The following is a 20,381-nucleotide window of genomic DNA, read 5'->3' as shown; positions in this document are numbered from 1 at the left end:
TGAACGATGAAAGTATTTAACAAAAAAGTCGCAATTATTGGTACTGGTTTTGTTGGCACAAGTATTGCCTATTCCATGATCAACCAAGGGATTGCGAATGAATTAATCTTAGTTGATATTGACAAAGCCAAATCTGAAGGCGAAGCAATTGACTTATTAGATGGTGTGTCTTGGGGTCAAGAAAATGTAAACGTCTGGGCTGGCGACTATCAAGACTGCCAAGATGCCGATATCGTCGTGATTACAGCTGGTGCTAATCAAAAACCTGGGCAAAGTCGTCTAGATTTGGTTTCAATCAATGCAGAAATTATGAAAACAATTGTTAACAATATCATGAAATCTGGTTTTGATGGAATTTTAGTGATTGCCTCAAATCCTGTCGATGTACTGACTTATGTGGCTTGGCAAGCTTCTGGTTTACCTGTTTCAAGAGTAATTGGAACTGGTACAACTTTGGACACAACTCGTTTCCGCAAAGAACTGTCTCAACGTTTAGCGATTGATCCACGCAATGTTCACGGCTATATTATTGGCGAACACGGGGATTCTGAAGTGGCTGTCTGGTCTCATACCATGATTGGTACCAAACCTATTTTAGAAATTGTGGATACGACAGAACGCTTAACTAGTGACGATTTACCAATCATTTCTGATAAAGTGAAAAATACAGCTTATGAAATTATCGATCGCAAACAAGCGACCTATTATGGGATTGGTATGAGTACTGCACGCATTGTTAAAGCCATTTTAAATAATGAACAAGCTATTTTACCTGTCTCAGCTTACTTAGATGGGCAATATGGGCAACAAGATGTATTTACAGGGATTCCTGCAGTCGTTGGCAATCAAGGTGTGACTGACATTATTGAATTGAATCTGAATGCCGCTGAAAAAGAACTCTTCCAAAAATCAGTGACACAATTAAAACAAGTGATGGCATCGTTACAACCGAACGCTTAGTAATTTTTAACTAAAAATAACACTTCAACTAAATTATTCTCTACCAAAATAGATTCTAATTCCCCTTTATCGTTCTTTTTGGTACCATGAAAGAAGAACTTCAACTAAAGCAGAAATTAGGAGGACAAAAAATGGTAATCCAAGGAGATACGTTAGAAAATAGCGCACGTCGTTTATTGCAAGAACGTGGCGTAACAATGAATGATTTAGCTGAACTTGTGTTATTTTTACAAAAAGATTATATTGACAATTTAACATTAGATACTTGTTTAGAAAGTGTTGATGCCGTGTTAACAAAGCGTGAAGTACACAACGCGATTATTACAGGTGTTCAACTGGATATTCTGGCGGAAGAAAACAAGCTACTCTCACCGTTACAAGAAATTTTAACGGAAGATGAAGGGCTTTATGGCATTGATGAAATTATGGCGCTCTCCATTGTAAATGTTTATGGATCTATCGGTTTTACGAACTATGGGTATATCGACAAGGTAAAACCAGGCATTTTAAAAGAGTTAAATGCGCATGATGGCGAACATGTCCACACATTCTTGGATGATATCGTGGGCGCAATTGCGGCTGCGGCTGCCAGTCGGTTGGCTCACTCACAACCAGATTTAAGTGATATTACTAAATAAAAAACTTGCCTCTTCATTTTTATGAGAAGAGGCAAGTTTTTTTATTTAGTTTTATTTGCTGGACTTCTCACAAGCTTTCTACTTAACAGTAATTATTTGCCGTGTTATGTTACAGTCAAGAATAAACAGCTAAAGGAGGTTATCTAGAAATGAAAAAGTTTTTACGCGTATTTTTAATTTTTATTGGGGTATTCTTTCTTGCAAGTTGCGGTTCAAAAATAGAGACAAAAACCTTTGTAGGTTCGCCACAAGATGGGATTGATTCCACCTTAACCTATACGTACCAAGGAGATAAAGTCTTAACGCAAACGGCTAAAAACATTGTTTCTTATGACAAATTGGGGATTACAAAAGAAGAGGCAAAAACAGCGTTGGAACCCGTTTCTAAACAATATGAGGACATCAAAGGGCTTGATTACAAACTGACCTATGAGGACAAACAAGCCATCGAAAAATTGACGATTAATTATGAAAAACTTGATTATGATAAAGCCAAAAAAGTGGATGGTCTCCAGATTGATGGAGATTCTTCTAAGGGAATCAGCATGAAGAAAAGCCAAGAATTGGTGGAGTCACAAGGTTATACAGAACAAAAATAATAAAAAGAAAGCGTGCGACAATGCCCATTGTCACATGCTTTCTTTTTATTAATTACATTGATGTTGCCATCTTCACTGCTTGAATTGGGTCAAAATGATGGACAGAGTAAACGACTGTACCGGCTTGCCAAACTACTGAGTTGCGATTATAGTCAGTGGTTCCTGCCACGTTCAGTGTGATTTGACCAACGGTATTCGGTGCTGGCAACGTTTCTTGTTCCAAAATATTGACAACATTTTTCGCTAAATCATCAGGCGATTCCCCATTGATATTTGAGGCCCGTACGACTAAACTCCAATTGCCTTCTTGCCAAGATAAGTAACTAGAACCTGCCGCCCCTTGTTTATACCCAGTAATATTGTAACCTAAATCTACTGGTTGACCGCCATTGTCAATGATTTGGTTCACTGCATTTTTTGCTTCGGCATCAGAGCCATATGTTTTTTTCTCAAAAGAACTAATTGGCGTTAACTGATTAACACGTGCATCATTCACTGGAATCGCTTCTTTTTCTGCATAATATAAAACACGGAAATTGTTTTGATCCGCTTGTGATGTTGTCGCTGCAGTTAAAAAGTTATTCGTTTGACTCGTTAAAATTGCCTGCGGTAAGCCTTGACCAGGAAACATGTTTGCTAGCTGGTTAAGCACTTGCTTGGCTTGGTCATCTGGATTCGCATTTTTCGCTGGTGATTGTTTTTCTGCTGAGCCATTATTTGCCGCTTCCTTCGTAGAAGAAGCTGTTGCTTTCGAATCAGCTGTTGTTGTTCCTGACGGTTTCGCATCACTAGATTTCGTTGCTGCTTTGCTACTTGATTCTTTTGTAGCAGATGTTTTTGTACTCTCGACTGTGGTACTTTCCGCAGCACTGGAACGACTATCCGTATTTTCTGTACTTTTTCCGCCGCCGCATGCTGCTAAAGCAAGGGTTAAAAGAAAAGCACTAGAAATAAGCCCTATCTTTTTCATAAGAATTCCTCCTTGTTTTCCCTACCCTTATTGTACCTTAATCATGTGTATCCGTCACTTGTTTGTGTTTCGTTCTAGTTGGTTTAAATAACAGAAAGTGGACGGTAGGATTCGAACCTACACCTCAACATTGAGCAAGAATAAACTACTGTTAGTCTCTATGAGTTTAACACCACGTTCATCCACCTATTTGATTGATCCTTTGTATCATAACTTAGAATAATTAAATTGCCTTTAAGGAGCTTCAAAGATTATATGAAGAATTGTAAAAAATCTGTGACGAAAAAACGATTGAACCAATCAGTAGATACACTGAGGTTCAATCGTAACCAATTGTTTAATTATCTGAAAAAACTCACAATTCAACGTTAGTCCCTGGTGCTTTTTTGTTTTCCCCTTGTTGTTTTTTTAAGAATATCCCCAAAATGACAGTGATAATAGGGCAAAGCAATGGGAAAAAGGCATACGGTAAGTATTCTAGTGCACCAACTTTTAACGTTCCCATAATGAAGGTACCACTAACTCCCCAAGGAATTAACGAGTTGACTGCCGCCCCAGCATCTGCCAAAGTACGAGTTAAATATTTTTTATCAATACCTAAACGAGTAAATGAGGATTTAAATGTTTCCCCTGGTAAAATAATTGACAAATATTGTTCGCCAACTAGTAAGTTAATTCCCACAGAACTTAAGGCAGTTAAAGCGATTAATTTGGCTGGATTATTCACATAGCCTTTAATTTTATCAATTAAAGTAGCCACGATGTTAAACTTAATCAACAAACCGCCCAAACCTAATGCCAAAATAATCAACGCAGCAGAACCTAACATGCTTTCAATCCCACCACGAGATAAAAGTGTATCAATACTTTGATCCCCTGTATCTGCCACATAACCACTCATTAAGATGGTAGAAACTTTCGCTAAACTTAGGTGATGATCATTTATAAAAGCTAAGATGACCGCCACTGTAGAGCCGACTAGTAACGTTGGAATAGCCGGTACCTTTTTCCAAGCGAATAAGAATAAAACCGCTACTGGCAACAATGTTATCGGTGAAATCCAGAATCCTTGATGTAACGTTTGGACCATTGCATCAACCGATTGTAAATCCGCCGAACCAGATTGATGCCCCAAGAAGATATAGCCGACAATCGAAATAATAAACGCCGGAATAACAGTGTACATCATGTTTAGTATATGTTCAAAAAGATTCACGCCACCAATTCCAGCAGCTAAGTTTGTTGTATCAGATAACGGTGAAATGTTGTTCCCTAAAAAGGCACCTGAAACAACTGCGCCAGCTGTCATCGCATTGTCGAATCCAAGAATATGTCCAATACCTAGAAAGGCAATCCCCATAGTTGAAACAGTCGTAAAGGAGCTCCCTACCGTCACACCAACTAGTGCACAGACCACAAAAACGGTTGGTAAGAAGAACTTCACTGAGATAATTTTAAAACCATAGACCATAATTGTTGGAATCGTCCCAGACAAGATCCAAGTAGCAACTAAGACACCTATCAACAAGAAAATAATAATCGGAATGATCCCTGGTTTAATCCCTTCCACAATGCCTTCGTGGATCTCATCCCAAGAAAATCCTTTCCATTTGCCATAAAGCAACAACAACATGAATACAAAAAGAATCGGTATGTGAGGGGTTAATTTTTGACCAATAATTAAGTACCCGAGAATCGCTAACAAGGCAATCAAAATGCCTAAACTTTCAGCGAACGAAACAGTGGGTTTCGTTGATTTCATATGAAAACCTCCTTTTATGGAAAGCGAAAACTGAAGCAATAATCGAACTTGCTTCAGTTTCCAAACGACAATTTACTATAGTCATCAGGTGAAGAGGCACTCAGCAAAATAATTGCTAGCCTTTTTATTCACCTAAATCTTCTTTTACTTCCGTTGCCCAACTTGCTTTTTTAAAGCGATTAATGATTAACGGAATCACAAACATGACAATAGTGATTAATGCAACTAAGACTGCATCAGTCACGGTTGTTGTACCTAATGTGGCGAAAATAACAATGATAACACTAAAAATTAACATTGCTGCCACTAAATAAGCTAAGCCATTACCTTTTTTACCAATTCGGTAAGGACGTAGTGTATCTGGTTGAGATTTACGTAATTTAATTAGGGAAATCGCAATCAATACATACACAATACTATAAATAATTGTTGTTGCATTTGTTAAAGTTAAGAATACAGCGTTGACATCATCCATTACCCCATAAAGTAAAGCGAATAATGAGATAACCACAGATTGTGTTAACACAACGTTACGAGAAACGCCATATTTATTTTCGCGATGGAAACCAAATTTTGGTGGCAATAAGCCATCACGAGCAACTTGAATAATTGTTTTTGATGGTCCAGTAACCCAAGCAGATAATTGTAATAACACGCCTAAGAAGACCATGAAACTAAAGATATTACCAATAATTGTTGGTAAACCTAAAACGTCACAATAAAGCAAAATTGGTTGTGTAATGTTAGACAATTCCATTTTGCCATTTGGAACAATATTAGCAACAAACATTGCATTAATAACGTTTAATAAAACTAAACCAATTAATGAAATGAAAACGCCTTTTGTATAATTTTTTGTTGCATCTTTCAAACGAGGAATATAAACAGAAGACATTTCAATCCCAACAAAGATAAACGCAATCCCTGCTAGATATTTAAATGTGTCCATATTTTCTAAGTTTGGTAAAACTTTTGACCAAGAGAAGGCACCTAAATAGCCGCCAGGTGTTAAGCCTACTTTAATCATTGAAAGAAGACCTAAAACAAACATAACTAATACTGGGATGTAAACACCTAGCCAAACACCAATATTTCCGCCAACTTTCGCCATGTCAAATTTCAAGTTCAAGATTGTAATAATCCAGTAAATCACTAAGATACAACCTAATACGAACCAATGATTTTCACCTAAGTGAACATTACCAAATGTATTACCTAGCAAAGGGCCTAATGTAGAAGCAACCATTACCATTCCTGGGAACATTTGCACCCATAGTAACCAAGCGACAACAAAACCCCATTTGCTACCTAAGGCAGTTTTAACCCAAAGTTGAGGGCCACCTTCTTGAGGAAGCATCGTAGATAATTCACCAGATATCAATGCGATTGGACCAGCAAAGAATAAGACCGCGAAAATTGTGTAAGAAATTAATGTCCAACCAACAGCAGCAAGTGTTGGGATACTACGTACAGTTGCACACAATGCCATTGTTAAACCGATAAAAGTACCTAATTCAATTTTTTTAACTTGTTGTTTATCCAATTTTGTACACTCCTTATAAGATTTTGGATAAGGAGCATGAATGACTGTTATACGCTGAGTAAAATAGTCATTCGACTGCCTCTTACCCAGACAAAGAATTGGTTAAGAGGTTAGCCGTCTGGTTGATTTATCTATTGAATAAATCAACCAGACCAACGTTCCCTCGTTCGGTTACCATTTCTTTTTTCCGTTTAAGATTCAATTATTTTACGTCGTAAATTTGTTCTAATTTTTCTTGTAAAGCAGCTTGAATCTTAGGAGCGTAAACATCAAATTCTTCTTTATCGTTCATGTATGGAGTCATTACAGCAGCACGTAACACAGTTACTTTACCTGCACGGTTCCATTCTTCGTCACTAAATCCTAAGCTGTTTACAAATTTTAATGGGCTGTTGCCATAATCTGGAATAGCAAAGTCAGTATGTGAAGTAATGAATTCGTTGTTGTAAATATTTCCTTTAACGTATGATGCATAGTCATATACATCATGGTTTAATTTGTTCATTGCTACTAAATCATCGTTGCCTTTTTCTTTAAACACATAGTCAACCATGTTGAAGTCTGGATGAGTCAATGTGTGGACTTCGATTTCTTTGTCGCCAACTTTGAATGTTAAATCATTCAAGAAGTTATAGAAGTGATGTGATCCTTCAATTGAAGCACCAATTAATTTACCATAACCTGCAACGTTTAAAGGTAAAACGTGATGTGCAGCCCATACAGAAGCAGCTGTTGCACCAGCTTTTGAACCTTCAAGGATATAAGCACCTAGTAACGCAGGAATATCGGCACCTTTTTCAAATACGTAAGTTGCGAAGTAAGAAATAACGTCGCGCATACGGATATCTTGGATAACGATACCACCAGCTGAATAAGGGATATAACCCATTTTATGAGGGTCAATTGTTACTGATTCTGCTAATTCGATTGCTTTATATGCATCGTACACTTCTCTTGAAATGTGTTCTTTTTTCTCTTTGAAGACACCGTATTCTTCGTGAACATCTTGTAAATCTTCGTAAGGGATGAAGTTGTTGTCTTCGTCTAAGAAGATGGCACGTCCATAACCACCATAAGCAGCATCAACGTGTACATAATAGTAAATACCGTCTTTCATTAATTCATCGCGTAAAGCAATAATTTTATCGATTGAGTCAACGGCACCTTCTTCAGTAGAACCAACTACACCGACAACACCTAGCACTGGAATTTGTTCTTCTGCTAAGCCACGAACGATTTTTTCTAATTCGTTGATATCCATACGGTAGTTATGGTCAACTGGTACTGGGATAACTTGATCTAAACCGATACCGATAATATCAGCAGCTTTTAACCAAGAATAGTGTTTAGTTTGTGGGACTAACCATTTACCGATTGCTTGTAAATGTTTACCTGAACGAGCTGAATGAGCTTTGATTTCATCAATTTCATCTTCAGCTGATTCTAATAAGTCCATAATTTCTTTTGTTGGCATGTTCAATAGTTCCCAATCTGATTTGCCAGCAACTAATTCTGGTTTTACTTCTTTCATAGCAAATGGTAATGATTTAATGTTACGGGCATACCATAAGCCTTCTAAGTTAGCTAAAGAACCATCAGCAACGATGTGTCCCCAACCATTTTTGTAGCTCATTAAGTGAGCAAATTCATGTCCTACTTCTTCTTCCATTTGAGAAGTTGCTGGAGAAGATTCATAGGCAACGTTGTTCCCGTTCCATAGCATTGCAAAGTTGTAAGCTAATAGAGAAGGCATTAATGTTTCTGAGTTCATATGTCCCCAATATCTACCTGCTGTATGCCATGGAACTGAATGTGTACGCATGCGAGAAGAGATTTCATTCAATACATCTTTCATATGGTTGACAGTTTTTTCGTAGCTTTCAGATGTGCGTTCTTGAGAAGAGATAACTGGCATGTCTTGTGGCATGTAGTTTTGACGCCATCCTAAATGTTCATCTACTAAGTCGATCAACAAGTCTTTATATAATTGTCCGTTTTCGGCTTTGTCCCCAATGAATAGTGCATTAAGGTTCATTTCGCCTTTTGCTAATTTTTCGTTTTTCATACGAAAATTCCTCCTTACAAATTTTAATGAATTAGATTTTGCATTCACAACTTACACCCAAACGGCTAAAGTGTAAAGAAGAAAAATAACAATGGTTATCATAGCTCTTTAATTTTATAATTTTTTCACAAGGTGTCTTGTCAGAACCATTATATAAAAAAATAAGAGTGGGATTGTGTGTACAATCCCACTCTTATTAGGTGTATTAACGGTTTCACCACTACCTGTAAGGAGAAATAGAATTTTAACTTTGATCAAATAATCACACGTCTTCTCTTCGTGAAATTATTATCAATTTCTAATCCATTACTTTTGCTAAAAAGTAATTTTTCTTCCCTTTCCGTACAACAACGAATTTTCCATCGAAATGTTGTGTTGGATCGACTGCAAAATCTAAATCGGTAACTCGGTCACCGTTAATACTTATAGCTCCTCCGCTCACATCTTCGCGAGCTTGACGTTTTGATGGTTCGATTTCTGTGTCAACTAACCAATCTACGATGTTTTTAGCATCTTTGGTAATTTCAACAGTTGGCACATGTTCTAACCCTTGCTCGATTTCCTCAATCGTTAAGTCTTTAATATTGCCTGAGAAAAGAGCTTCTGAAATTTTTTGCGCTTCTTCTAATGCTGCATCATCGTGAACAAATCGTGTCACTTCTTCAGCTAAGCGTCTTTGTGCTTCACGTTTACCTGGTTCTTTTTCAACTTTTTCAGCTAACGCATCGATTTCTTCTTTATCTAAGAAAGTAAAGAATTTCAAGTATTTGATGACATCACGATCATCTTGGTTTAACCAGAATTGGTAGAATTCAAATGGTGAGGTTTTCTTAGGATCTAACCAGATAGCGCCACCCGCTGTTTTCCCAAATTTTGTACCATCTGCTTTTAGCATTAAAGGAATGGTTAACCCGAATACTTTGGCTTCTGGTCCTTCTTTTTTACGAATCAAATCTAATCCTGCAGTGATATTGCCCCATTGATCAGCGCCACCAATTTGCAATTGAATATTATGTTTTTTATGCAATGTGTAAAAGTCAATTGATTGAAGAATTTGGTATGTGAATTCTGTAAAGGAAATGCCACTTTCTAAACGACTAGCGACAATGTCTTTTGCCAACATCGTGTTGACATTAAAGTTTTTCCCGTAATCTCTTAAAAAATCTAATAAAGATAGTTCTGATAACCAATCGTAGTTGTTCACCATTGTTACCTCAGCATCTTTACCAAATAATTTTTTCATTTGGTTTGAAAGACTGTCCACATTATGTTGCACAGCTTCCATCGTTTGTAAGACACGTTCAGTTGTTCGTCCACTCGGATCACCAATTGTTCCAGTTCCGCCACCAATTAAAATGTATGGGTGATGACCTGCTAATTGGAATCGTTTCATCATCATAAAAGGAATTAAATGTCCAATATGCATGCTATCTCCAGTTGGATCGACACCGCAATATAGCGAAATGCTCGTATTTTCTGTAAGTTCTCTTAGTCCTTCTTCGTTTGTTTGTTGATTGATTGCATCACGCCATGCTAGCTCGTCAATGATATTCATGTTATCACCCTCCATATTTATAATTATCTCTTTATAGGAAATCGTTCATTTAACGAAACAAACGATTAACACACTTGTTTTTACACGATATTCCGTGTTTATTTCTATGTATACACGGGTTCACGAAATTTTCTTTGGTCTGCCACGTATTCAAAAAAAGAATACAAAAAATCCCTAAGCCGTCGAAACGACTTAGGGACGAATTTCTCGTGGTACCACCCAAATTTATACATAGTTTAGTTTATTTAAAATACTATATACCTCTTAACAAATAACGCTGTTACCCGTGCCCTGTAGGCAGAAGCTCAAGAATGTAATTCGATAAATAACGTGTACTAGTTTCCAGCGCCACTAGCTTTCTGTAACAGTGGTTATTTCTCTACTGCTTTTCTGTCATTGCTTTGTATTTAACTTGTACATGTAGCATATTCCTTTTCGTTTTTTTTGTCAACACTCTTTGCTTAATTTTTTTTACTTTTATAAAAGATGTCCCTTTTTCACAAAAATAAAATAACAAATTCACAATAAGATTTATTTGTTTTAAAAGCAACTAAAGATAAAAAAATAACGAAAAAATTTAAAAAATATTCTTTAAAATTTTTTTGACTTTTTTTGTGATTTTCTATACTTTTATAGAATTCCCGAAGAAAAATGACGAACTTCTGATCAGAAGTTCGTCATTTTGTGAAAAACAGTTTTAAAGAATTGGTGAAAATAATCGTGAAATTTGTTGTTTAAAAATCAACCATTTTGACATGTCGCGAACAACTTCTGGAGTCATTGTTGTACATTTTTTTCGATCTTCTAAGAAAATTGCTTCTAATTGATCAATGATTTTTTTATCATATAACACAGCATTTGCTTCAAAGTTTAATTTGTAACTTCGGATATCTTGATTGGCTGAACCAACTGTGCAGACTTCATCATCCATAATCATTGTTTTCGCATGTAAGAAACCACCGTTATAAATTAAAATTTCAATATTTTCTTTCATCAATAAGCGGCCGTAATACTGTGTTGCTCGATAAATAAACGGATGGTCGGGCTTATCTGGAATCATAATTTTAACATCTACTCCTGAAGCCGCAGCAACCTTTAAAGCAGCCAAGACACTGTCATCAGGAACTAAATACGGCGTTTGAATCCAGACTCTTTTCTTGGCAGAAGTAATCAATTTAATAAAGGCCAATTTAATTTGTTCACGGTCACTGTTAGGACCACTGGCAATCATCTGAATGGATGTATTTGCCTCTGGCACCAATGCTTCAAGTTTAAAGAAATAATCCAATTGATACGCCACACGATTTTTCTCAGGGGAAGAGACGTTCCAATCCATTAAAAAACGCATTTGCAGTAATGAGGCTGCTGGCCCTTGAATCCGTAAATGCGTATCCCGCCAATAGCCAAACTTTTTAGTCGTTCCAGCATATTGATCGGCAACATTAAAGCCGCCAATGTAGCCTACTTTTCCGTCAATAACAACAATTTTCCGGTGATCATGATAATTCAAACGAAACTTCAGAAGTGCTTTTTGAGAAGTAATAAATGTTTGGACAAAACCGCCGTTTTTTTTCAATTCATTCAAATGATGAACCTTGGTGCCCTTTGAGCCAAAGGCATCGTAAAGCAACCGCACTTCAACCCCTTCAGCCGCCTTTTCTTCTAATAAGTTCAAAATTTTGGTGCCGATATGATCCGTTACAAAGGCATAATATTCAATATGAATGGAGTGCTGAGCTTTTTTTATATCCGCCATCAACGCATTGAATTTTTCCGTACCATCCGTAAAAATTTCAACATCATTTTTCTTAGTCAGAGGCATCCTATTTAACGAGGAAAAAAAGTCTGTAAACTGTTGTTGCTCCTCCGTCGGCATCTTTTGACTATAAAGTTCAAAACTTTCTTCTTGGAAATTCTGGAAATTCTCTAATTCCCGTAAATCACTTTGTTGCAAATAAAATTTCTTTTTGTCGGTTAAACCGCGCCCAAAGAATAAATATAAGAAAAAACCAAAAACGGGTAGAGCAATCAGTACGAGTAGCCATGCCCAAATTGCTGCTACATCTCGAGGTTTTAACAAAATGGTAATTCCCGCAATAATTGCATTAATAAAATAAATAACTGTTAAGACGCTAAGAATCAATTGTCTTCCTCCTTTATTTGTTACGTTTTAGTATACCATCAATTACGGATTTGGAATATCTTTTCTTTAGCGACTTCTGTCTCAAAAAATAAAAAGAGCCCCCATTCTAGTTAGTGATACTAGAATGAGGGGGTCTTTTTGATGTTTGTTTGAAAGTCTTTTAACTTAATTTCGTGTAAATGGACCTTTAGGAGCAATCAATTCTAAATTTGTACCATCTGGATCGGTAAAGTAAGCAACCCCTGTACCAAAACCGCTCTTCAAGCCATCTTCTTCTTGGAATGTAATCGGCTCTCCATCAGGTTCTACGCCAATCGCTCTTAAACGTGCAACAGCTGCATCAATATCTTCCACTTCGAAACACATATGCATTGCACTAATTTGTTCGTTGGAATAAGAAGCTTTTTCTGATTTTGGTTTAACATATTCTAATAAATCAATATTGATGTTTTCTAGATGCACATTGGCATACTTGATTAATGTATCATCTAACCCTTGTGTTTGGGCCATCCGTTTTCCACCAATTTCATCACGATTTGCGATTTTTGTTCCTGTTAATGCTTCATAAAACTTTACTGATTCATCCAAATTACTGACTGTAATCCCCACGTGGTTGACTACTGAAAAACCTTTAACTGCTTCACTCATTGTATCTCCTCCTAGTTAATTTTTAGAAATCAAACGTGTCTGGATCTGGTCCCACACGTAACGATTCATTCAATTGGTTAATTTGTGCCATTTCATCTGCACTTAGTTCAAAATCAAAGACCGCTGCATTGCTAATCATCCGTTCTTTGTGGACAGATTTCACGGCTAATAAGATATCTTGTTGAATATCCCAACGTAAAATCACTTGCGCTGCTGATTTATTATGGTTCTCAGCAATCGCCAAAATGGTTTCATTAGACAATAATTGACCTTGCATCAATGGTGACCAAGCTTGGACTTTGATATCATGTTTTTCACAGAAATCACGCACTTCTTTTTGATCCAATTTTGGATGTAGTTCCACTTGGTTAATTACCGGAACAACTTTTGCATAAGAAAGTAAATCTTCTAAATGATGAACTTGGAAGTTGCTGACACCAATTGCTTTCACTTTTCCTTCAGCATATAAAGTTTCTAAAGCTTGCCATGATTCTTTGTAAGAATTATTTCCTGGCCAATGAATTAAATACAAATCTAAATAATCTAAACCTAAACGTTCCAAACTATCATTGAAAGCTTGAATTGTTTCATCATAGGAAATATGCGCGTTCCAAACTTTCGAGGTAACAAATAAGTCCTCACGGTTCAAACCAGTTGCCGCTAAGCCTGCTTTAATTCCCGCTCCTGTGCCAGATTCATTGCCATAGATTTGCGCTGTATCGATTAAACGATAACCATTGATAATCCCTTCTTCGACCACTTTTGCTGTCTCTTCATCTGGTATTTGGAATACCCCGAGACCCATTCCTGGAATTTTAGTGCCGTTGTTTAATGTTACTGTATCTGCTAGTGATGTAATCATTTGATTCGCTCCTTTAACGTTTTCTGATATCATCATATACCGTGCCGTACATGCTGTATAGTACGTACTTTTTCGTTTCATAGGAACCAAAAAGTGCGCTTTTTGTTAAATTCGCTTTTTTAGCCTGAAAAATTTTTCAACTTTTTTTATATAACGTACTTTCTCGCTCTTCTAAGCGTAGCATTCTTTAAGCGATTTAACTAGTGTATCTCTCACGACACACGACATTTTATGTAAAAAAAAGAGAACGCGTACTCCGTCTTCGAAACGTCCTAAGACGCCGACAGAATACCGTTCTCGTGGGTTTGGCACCCAATGGGGGCATAGGGATTCGAACCCTAGACCCTCTGATTAAGAGTCAGATGCTCTAACCAACTGAGCTATGCCCCCGTTGTATAAAATGGCTTTTCAGCTACCTCAATATTGTAGCACTCCGCTATTATTTATACAAGAGGGAATTTTTTTCAGTTGTTATTCTTGTGAAGATTGTTCTTTTTTTACAGGACAAGCTGTTTGACAATCTTCACAACTTTCCCCTTTTTTGATTCGTCGATAGGTGATGATTCCTGCTGTTCCAAAAATTAAAATGGATAAAATAATTGTTGCCATCCGTTATTACCCTCTTTCTAAAGAAGTGATTGCTTGGACACTTTCTTTGCCTGGCTTTGGTTTTCTTATAAGGAAATAAAATCCAGCTAAAACAACACCCATCGCTAAAAAAGTCCCCAGAGTTAGTGTGCCTTTTTCGACTAATACATGGCCCAATTGATAAATCACAAAACTAACCATATAAGCCAAACCGCATTGATAACCAATGGCTCCTAATGTCCATTTGAGGTCTCCCATTTCACGACGAATTGCGCCAATTGCAGCAAAACAAGGTGCACATAATAAGTTAAAAGTTAAGAACGAATAGGCCGCGACTGGCGTAAAGGTGTGTTGCAGTGCGCCCCAGACTTCTACCCCGTTTTCAGAAACATCTTTCACATTGCCAAATAAAATGCCTAAGGTACCAATAATATTTTCTTTCGCTATCAATCCTGTAATTGTGGCAACTGCCCCTTGCCAATTACCCCAGCCTAATGGGATAAATAGCACCGCCAACCCTTTACCTAGAAATGCTAGAATACTTTGACTTTCTGGAACGGGTTGAAACGTCACAGAATAATGGGACATGAACCAAATGAGAATACTGGAAACAAAAATAATCGTGCCTGCTTTTTTTACAAATGAGCGACATCGTTCATAGGCATGCCGAACCACACTTCTAAGCTGTGGCAAATGATAGGCGGGAAGTTCCATAATGAATGGTGCTGGATCTCCCAAAAAATGCTTGGTCTTTTTTAAAGCAATTCCTGATAACACAATGGAAGCAACCCCTAAGAAATAAGCAGAGGGCGAGACCCAACTTTGGTTAGGAAAAAATGCACCTGCAATCAGAGCGATAATTGGCAACTTCGCTGAACACGGCATAAAAGTCGTGACCATAATAGTCATTCGCCGATCGCGTTCGTTTTCAATCGTTCGACTAGCCATCACGCCTGGGACCCCACAACCTGTCGCAATTAACATCGGAATAAACGACTTACCAGATAGGCCAAATTTCCGAAACAAACGATCCATGACAAAGGCAATCCGTGCCATATAGCCACAATCTTCTAAAAAACCTAAACATAAAAACAGGACGGCCAGTTGTGGTAAAAAGCCTAACACCGCCCCAACACCTGCAATAATCCCATCTAAAATTAAACTTTGCATCCATGGCGCTACTTGCCATTGCGCCAACCAATTTCCCATAAATTGAGGAACCCATTCCCCAAAAAAGACATCATTTAACCAGTCTGTCCCCATTGTACCAACCGTTTGAATAGACAAGTAATAGACCAACCACATCACAAACGCAAAGATTGGCAACGCCAACCACCGATTGGTTACCACTCGGTCAATCTTATCACTGTGAGTAAATGTCATTTCTGTTTTTTTCGTCGCACACAAAGCAATTAATCGAGCAATAAAGGCATAGCGTTCATTGATGATAATCGCTTCACTTTCATCTTGAAAGATTTTTTCAGTAATTTGAATGACTTCTTCAATTTCTTTTTCTTGAAAAGAACTCAATAATAATTGCTCTTTGGTTCGAACATCTCGTTCAAAAAGTTTTAAACTATACCAACGCTGTTGCGTTTCAGGAACAGTATTCCCTAAAATATCAACAATTTCAGCAAGTGCTGCTTCTAAGCGATTATCATAAGAAGGATAAATAACCTCTGTCTCTATGGCATTCGCTCGCTGCTTACTTTGTTTTAAAGCATGATCCAACCCACGATTCTTCAAAGCACTAATCTCAACGACAGGCACGCCTAAGCCATAACTTAACTTTTCACTATTCAATGTTTGGCCGTTTTTTTCCAACAAATCCATCATATTTAACGCACAAACAACCGGTAATCCAGTTTCAATTAATTGTGTTGTTAAATAAAGATTCCGTTCCAAATTGGTCACATCGAGAATATTCAAAATCACTGAAGGTTGGTCCTCCAAAAGATAATCTCGTGCCACAATTTCTTCAGGCGTATAAGGAGAAAGAGAGTAAATCCCTGGCAAATCTTGAATAATGAGTGTCTTATCTTTCTTTGCCACCCCCTCTTTGCGTTCCACAGTCACCCCTGGCCAGTTTCCAACATATTGGTTGGCTCCTGTTAACATATTGAACGTTGTCGTTTTACCGCTATTAGGGTTGCCGGCTAGTGCAATTTGCTGAGTCATTCGCTTTCCTCCTTTTCAACCAAGATTAGTTCCGCTTCACTTTTTCGTAACGTTAGTTCGTAGCCACGTACATTGATTTCAATTGGATCAGCTAAAGGAGCTACTTTGCGAATAAAAATTACTGTTCCTTTTGTTAAGCCCATGTCCATCAACCGACGTTTCACCGCTCCTTGTCCGTGGATCCCTACTATTGTAGCGCGTTCTCCAACTTTCAAGGTATCTAAGGAGACCCAAACTTTCTCATTCGCCGAGCGCTCCTCCACATGAATCGCTTGTAAAATCGTATCTGTCAGCGCAATTCGACTATTATGTAATAAAACAATACCATTTTGATTCTGATAATTGACAAGGACAACTGCTTGGCCTGCAACGACACCTAAATTGTTCAGATGTTTCTTTGTCTGAACATCTGCTTGGACGCTTTCGACTGTATAGACTTTCCCAACTTCTGCCTGCGCTAACGTAATCATTTACTTTCCTCCATGTGAAAAAGTTTCAAACGAAAATGAGAATCGTTCTCAATTAAAAGAATACGCTTGCTTACACGGAAAGTCAATGAATTTCTGGATGTATCTCCTGTTTTCTTCTATTTTCCTTCTATATAGAGACACTTTTTTCAGGTTACCATTTTTGAAAAAAAAAGTCAGCTCTTGTTTTTTATGTTACTAGCTACTATAAAATTCCACTCATTCAATAACAAATCCGCTTATTTTTTCTTCTTGTGCCTAACTCAAATGTCAACACAATATTTAGTGTTTTTTCACTAAATGTTCTCTTTCAAAATTTTAATTTTTTTGTTTGTCAAACACTGACCAATGTGTTTTTTCTCCCAAAAACGAGGATTCACGTGTTTTCATTTTTCTTTCAAAAACACAAAAACTAGTATTATGAGAAAAACGCACCACAATATATAGTGTTAAAGTGTTGACTTTTTTCTACATAGATTTATACTAGTCTATGTAGAAAAAAAGAGGAGGAACTTTCAATGAACGTAAAAATCTTTTCAAAAAATAACTGTATCCAATGTAAAATGGCGAAACGTTTCCTAAGTGAAAATAACATCGCTTTTGAAGAAATCAATATCGACGCACAACCAGATGCTATCGACTGGTTAAAAGAACAAGGGTTCCAAAGCGTACCGGTAATCACATCTGAAGCAACAACCGTTGTTGGCTTCCGTCCAGACCAATTAAAACAATTGGCTAGCTAAGATGAAACTTGTTTATTTTTCAGTCACCGGTCAAACAAGGCGCTTTATTAAAAAATTGGATTTGCCTGCTTATGAACTTGAGCCAGCGAATCCTTTTTTTGAAATAAATGAGCCTTTTATTCTTGTCATTCCTACCTATGATGCAGAAATTACAGAGGTAGTGAATGACTTTCTTGATTATAAAAGTAATCAAGAACTGTTAGTTGGTGTAGCTGGTGGGGGCAACCGTAATTTTGCTGAATTATTTGTCTATACCGCCAAAGATATTGCCCGCGATTACCACGTTCCGCTTCTATACTCCTTTGAGTTTAGCGGAACAGACGAAGACGTGGAGACCTTTAAGAAAGTAGTGGAAGAAATTGAGTCTAAAAGAAATTAAAGATGTCAGCTATTTCAAACTGAATAACGAGATTAACCGTCCTGTTGATGGTCAAATCCCTTTAAATAAAGATAAAGAAGCACTCGCAGCCTTCTTTAAAGAAAATGTAGAACCGAATACACGTAAATTCAGCTCTGCTGAAGAAAAAATCAACTTTTTAATGAAAGAAGATTTTATTGAAACTGAATTCATCGAAAAATATTCAATGGACTTTATTGAAAAATTATATGCTTTCTTAGATGAACAACATTTCCAATTCAAGTCTTTCATGGCGGCTTATAAATTTTATTCTCAATACGCTTTAAAGAACAACGCCGGAACAGAGTATTTAGAAACATATGAAGATCGGGTTGCCTTTAATGCCTTGTATTTTGCGGATGGCGATGAAGAGTTGGCTTTAACATTGGCGGATGAAATGATCCATCAACGGTATCAACCAGCCACACCTTCTTTCTTAAACGCTGGGCGTAAACGTCGAGGTGAATTGGTTTCTTGTTTCTTAGTTCAAGTAACAGATGATATGAACAGCATTGGGCGTTCAATTAATTCTGCCCTTCAATTATCACGAATCGGCGGCGGCGTAGGAATTACTCTTTCAAACTTACGTGAAGCGGGCGCACCAATCAAAGGTTATGATGGCGCAGCAAGTGGTGTTGTACCTGTTATGAAATTATTTGAAGATAGCTTTAGCTACTCTAACCAATTAGGTCAACGTCAAGGTGCTGGTGTGGTTTATCTAAACGTCTTCCATCCAGATATTGAAATGTTCTTATCTGCTAAAAAAGAAAACGCTGATGAAAAAATCCGTGTAAAAACGTTGTCTCTTGGTGTTATTGTTCCAGATAAATTTTACGAATTAACACGTAACAACGAAGATATGTATTTATTTAGTCCTTATAGTGTGGAACGTGAATATGGTGTGCCTTATTCCTATGTAGATATTACCAAAGAATATGATAACCTAGTGGCCAATCCAAACATACGTAAACGTAAAATTAAAGCCCGTGACTTAGAAAATGAAATTTCTAAATTACAACAAGAATCTGGCTATCCTTATATCATCAATATTGATACTGCTAACAAAAACAATCCGATTGATGGCAAGATTATCATGAGTAACTTATGTTCTGAAATTCTTCAAGTTCAAACGCCTTCTGTTATTAATGGGAAACAAGAATATGAAGTTTTAGGAACAGATATTAGTTGTAACTTAGGTTCAACTAACATTGTTAATTTAATGGAAAGTCCTGACTTTGGAAAATCTGTCCGCGCTATGACGCGTGCGTTAACTTTTGTAACAGATGCTTCTGAAATTGATGTCGTGCCAACTATCCAAAATGGAAATCATTTAAGCCATACAATCGGACTAGGCGCAATGGGCTTACACACCTTCTTCGCTAAAAATCATATGGAATACGGCTCTGAAGAATCATTAGACTTTACAGACATTTATTTCATGTTATTAAATTACTGGACTTTAATGGAAAGTAACCAAATTGCGAAAGAACGTAACCAAGTCTTCCATAATTTTGAAAAATCAGATTATGCTTCTGGTGCTTACTTCGATAAATATATTGAAGGCAACTTTACACCAAAATTTGATAAAGTGAAAGAAATCTTCAAAGACATTCAGATTCCAACGGCTGAAGATTGGGCTGCGTTACGCGATGCTGTGAAAAAAGATGGTCTTTATCATCAAAATCGTTTAGCCGTAGCGCCAAATGGTTCAATTTCATATATTAATGATACTAGTGCCAGCATTCATCCAATTACTCGCATGATTGAAGAACGTCAAGAGAAGAAAATTGGTAAGATTTACTATCCAGCGCCTTATTTAGCTAATGATACAATCCCTTACTATACTTCTGCTTACGACATGGATATGCGCAAAGTGATTGATGTCTACGCAACAGCGCAACAACACGTTGATCAAGGAATGAGTTTAACCTTGTTTATGCGTTCAGAAATCCCTGAAGGCTTGTATGAATGGAAAGAAACACCAAAACAAACAACCCGTGACTTGAACATTTTACGTCATTATGCGTTTAACAAAGGGATTAAATCAATTTACTATATTCGTACATTTACAGATGATGCTGAAGAAATTGGCAGCAATCAATGTGAGTCTTGCGTGATTTAATGAAAAGCACTTAAATAAGGCGTTCTGCTTGAGCGTCTTATTTTTTAGGAATGTTCTCTTTTTAAACAGGACATTTTCAGATATACTGGACAAAGAAGAACGGCTGCACGCTCCTATTTGGACTCTGTAGAACGTTTTAAG

Annotated in this window: 17 protein-coding genes, 1 tRNA gene and 1 other annotated feature; of the genes, 6 read left to right on the top strand and 12 right to left on the bottom strand. The window is 37.1% G+C overall.

Translation table 11 applies throughout. From position 1 onward, the window contains the following. Nucleotides 1–6 precede the first annotated feature (6 nt). The 3 genes from IGL48_RS01875 (at nucleotide 7) to IGL48_RS01865 (ending at nucleotide 2,197) form a co-directional block, all read left to right on the top strand. Complete coding sequence (locus tag IGL48_RS01875; protein WP_002358635.1) at nucleotides 7–960, top strand: L-lactate dehydrogenase; 954 nt, start codon at nucleotides 7–9, stop codon at nucleotides 958–960. Nucleotides 961–1,091: 131 nt separating this feature from the next. Further along, nucleotides 1,092–1,598 (top strand): phosphatidylglycerophosphatase A family protein, encoded by a 507-nt coding sequence (locus IGL48_RS01870; RefSeq protein WP_002355457.1) that lies wholly within the window; start codon nucleotides 1,092–1,094, stop codon nucleotides 1,596–1,598. 149 nt (nucleotides 1,599–1,747) lie between these two features. Continuing rightward, nucleotides 1,748–2,197, top strand: a complete 450-nt coding sequence (locus IGL48_RS01865) for a YehR family lipoprotein (RefSeq protein WP_010824390.1) — start codon at nucleotides 1,748–1,750, stop codon at nucleotides 2,195–2,197. A gap of 52 nt (nucleotides 2,198–2,249) precedes the next feature. Here IGL48_RS01865 and IGL48_RS01860 read toward each other — a convergent pair whose 3' ends face one another. The 12 genes from IGL48_RS01860 to IGL48_RS01805 all read right to left on the bottom strand — a co-directional run bounded on the left by IGL48_RS01860 (nucleotide 2,250) and on the right by IGL48_RS01805 (nucleotide 16,981). After that, the gene (locus IGL48_RS01860) at nucleotides 2,250–3,167 is read right to left on the bottom strand and encodes a hypothetical protein (protein ID WP_002375884.1); all 918 of its coding nucleotides are present in this window, start codon (nucleotides 3,165–3,167) and stop codon (nucleotides 2,250–2,252) included. A gap of 355 nt (nucleotides 3,168–3,522) precedes the next feature. Beyond that, nucleotides 3,523–4,929, bottom strand: a complete 1,407-nt coding sequence (gene nhaC / locus IGL48_RS01855) for a Na+/H+ antiporter NhaC (RefSeq protein WP_002363118.1) — start codon at nucleotides 4,927–4,929, stop codon at nucleotides 3,523–3,525. A 124-nt stretch (nucleotides 4,930–5,053) separates the two neighbouring features. Beyond that, nucleotides 5,054–6,472, bottom strand: coding sequence for a tyrosine-tyramine antiporter (gene tyrP, locus IGL48_RS01850; RefSeq protein WP_002355453.1), 1,419 nt, complete (start codon nucleotides 6,470–6,472; stop codon nucleotides 5,054–5,056). 202 nt (nucleotides 6,473–6,674) lie between these two features. After that, nucleotides 6,675–8,537, bottom strand: coding sequence for a tyrosine decarboxylase (tdc, locus tag IGL48_RS01845; RefSeq protein WP_002355450.1), 1,863 nt, complete (start codon nucleotides 8,535–8,537; stop codon nucleotides 6,675–6,677). Nucleotides 8,538–8,835: 298 nt separating this feature from the next. Then, the gene (tyrS, locus tag IGL48_RS01840; protein ID WP_002355444.1) at nucleotides 8,836–10,092 is read right to left on the bottom strand and encodes a tyrosine--tRNA ligase; all 1,257 of its coding nucleotides are present in this window, start codon (nucleotides 10,090–10,092) and stop codon (nucleotides 8,836–8,838) included. A gap of 191 nt (nucleotides 10,093–10,283) precedes the next feature. Beyond that, nucleotides 10,284–10,498 (bottom strand) — a binding site (T-box leader). 291 nt (nucleotides 10,499–10,789) lie between these two features. Next, the gene (gene cls / locus IGL48_RS01835; RefSeq protein WP_002361214.1) at nucleotides 10,790–12,235 is read right to left on the bottom strand and encodes a cardiolipin synthase; all 1,446 of its coding nucleotides are present in this window, start codon (nucleotides 12,233–12,235) and stop codon (nucleotides 10,790–10,792) included. Nucleotides 12,236–12,400: 165 nt separating this feature from the next. After that, nucleotides 12,401–12,883, bottom strand: a complete 483-nt coding sequence (locus tag IGL48_RS01830) for a VOC family protein (protein ID WP_002355441.1) — start codon at nucleotides 12,881–12,883, stop codon at nucleotides 12,401–12,403. A 22-nt stretch (nucleotides 12,884–12,905) separates the two neighbouring features. Next, nucleotides 12,906–13,781, bottom strand: coding sequence for an aldo/keto reductase (locus IGL48_RS01825; RefSeq protein ID WP_002390484.1), 876 nt, complete (start codon nucleotides 13,779–13,781; stop codon nucleotides 12,906–12,908). A gap of 280 nt (nucleotides 13,782–14,061) precedes the next feature. Then, nucleotides 14,062–14,135, bottom strand: a tRNA-Lys gene (locus IGL48_RS01820). Nucleotides 14,136–14,216: 81 nt separating this feature from the next. Then, on the bottom strand, nucleotides 14,217–14,354 hold the full coding sequence (locus IGL48_RS01815) for a hypothetical protein (protein WP_002355364.1): 138 nt from the start codon (nucleotides 14,352–14,354) through the stop codon (nucleotides 14,217–14,219). A gap of 6 nt (nucleotides 14,355–14,360) precedes the next feature. Then, nucleotides 14,361–16,511, bottom strand: coding sequence for a ferrous iron transport protein B (gene feoB, locus IGL48_RS01810; RefSeq protein ID WP_010824388.1), 2,151 nt, complete (start codon nucleotides 16,509–16,511; stop codon nucleotides 14,361–14,363). Beyond that, on the bottom strand, nucleotides 16,508–16,981 hold the full coding sequence (locus tag IGL48_RS01805) for a ferrous iron transport protein A (protein ID WP_002355361.1): 474 nt from the start codon (nucleotides 16,979–16,981) through the stop codon (nucleotides 16,508–16,510). The genes feoB and IGL48_RS01805 overlap by 4 nt, the downstream gene beginning before the upstream one ends. A 515-nt stretch (nucleotides 16,982–17,496) precedes the next feature. On the opposite strand from IGL48_RS01805, the gene IGL48_RS01800 reads away from it, so the two are divergent. Genes IGL48_RS01800 through nrdE form a run of 3 tightly spaced genes read left to right on the top strand, consistent with a single transcriptional unit; the run spans nucleotide 17,497 to nucleotide 20,240 of the window. Further along, on the top strand, nucleotides 17,497–17,721 hold the full coding sequence (locus IGL48_RS01800; protein WP_002355360.1) for a redoxin NrdH: 225 nt from the start codon (nucleotides 17,497–17,499) through the stop codon (nucleotides 17,719–17,721). A 1-nt stretch (nucleotide 17,722) separates the two neighbouring features. Beyond that, nucleotides 17,723–18,100, top strand: coding sequence for a class Ib ribonucleoside-diphosphate reductase assembly flavoprotein NrdI (nrdI, locus tag IGL48_RS01795; RefSeq protein WP_002355359.1), 378 nt, complete (start codon nucleotides 17,723–17,725; stop codon nucleotides 18,098–18,100). Beyond that, on the top strand, nucleotides 18,081–20,240 hold the full coding sequence (nrdE, locus tag IGL48_RS01790) for a class 1b ribonucleoside-diphosphate reductase subunit alpha (RefSeq protein ID WP_010777384.1): 2,160 nt from the start codon (nucleotides 18,081–18,083) through the stop codon (nucleotides 20,238–20,240). Before nrdI ends, nrdE begins: the two co-directional genes overlap by 20 nt. Nucleotides 20,241–20,381: the final 141 nt, after the last annotated feature.

It is taken from the genome of Enterococcus sp. DIV1090, assembly GCF_050537975.1.
Classification (GTDB): Bacteria; Bacillota; Bacilli; order Lactobacillales; family Enterococcaceae; genus Enterococcus; species Enterococcus faecalis.
The sequence above is the reverse complement of the archived record's forward strand: the minus strand, read 5'-3'. Positions and strand labels throughout refer to the sequence as shown.

Bases quoted from the DNA above. Each gene is read 5' to 3' on its own strand.
- feoB (WP_010824388.1), bottom strand. From the start codon at position 16,511: ATGACTCAGCAAATTGCACTAGCCGGCAACCCTAATAGCGGTAAAACG.
- IGL48_RS01860 (WP_002375884.1), bottom strand. From the start codon at position 3,167: ATGAAAAAGATAGGGCTTATTTCTAGTGCTTTTCTTTTAACCCTTGCT.
- IGL48_RS01870 (WP_002355457.1), top strand. From the start codon at position 1,092: ATGGTAATCCAAGGAGATACGTTAGAAAATAGCGCACGTCGTTTATTG.
- IGL48_RS01830 (WP_002355441.1), bottom strand. From the start codon at position 12,883: ATGAGTGAAGCAGTTAAAGGTTTTTCAGTAGTCAACCACGTGGGGATT.
- tyrS (WP_002355444.1), bottom strand. From the start codon at position 10,092: ATGAATATCATTGACGAGCTAGCATGGCGTGATGCAATCAATCAACAA.
- IGL48_RS01815 (WP_002355364.1), bottom strand. From the start codon at position 14,354: ATGGCAACAATTATTTTATCCATTTTAATTTTTGGAACAGCAGGAATC.
- IGL48_RS01805 (WP_002355361.1), bottom strand. From the start codon at position 16,981: ATGATTACGTTAGCGCAGGCAGAAGTTGGGAAAGTCTATACAGTCGAA.
- nhaC (WP_002363118.1), bottom strand. From the start codon at position 4,929: ATGAAATCAACGAAACCCACTGTTTCGTTCGCTGAAAGTTTAGGCATT.
- nrdI (WP_002355359.1), top strand. From the start codon at position 17,723: ATGAAACTTGTTTATTTTTCAGTCACCGGTCAAACAAGGCGCTTTATT.
- IGL48_RS01800 (WP_002355360.1), top strand. From the start codon at position 17,497: ATGAACGTAAAAATCTTTTCAAAAAATAACTGTATCCAATGTAAAATG.
- IGL48_RS01875 (WP_002358635.1), top strand. From the start codon at position 7: ATGAAAGTATTTAACAAAAAAGTCGCAATTATTGGTACTGGTTTTGTT.
- tdc (WP_002355450.1), bottom strand. From the start codon at position 8,537: ATGAAAAACGAAAAATTAGCAAAAGGCGAAATGAACCTTAATGCACTA.
- IGL48_RS01865 (WP_010824390.1), top strand. From the start codon at position 1,748: ATGAAAAAGTTTTTACGCGTATTTTTAATTTTTATTGGGGTATTCTTT.
- IGL48_RS01825 (WP_002390484.1), bottom strand. From the start codon at position 13,781: ATGATGATATCAGAAAACGTTAAAGGAGCGAATCAAATGATTACATCA.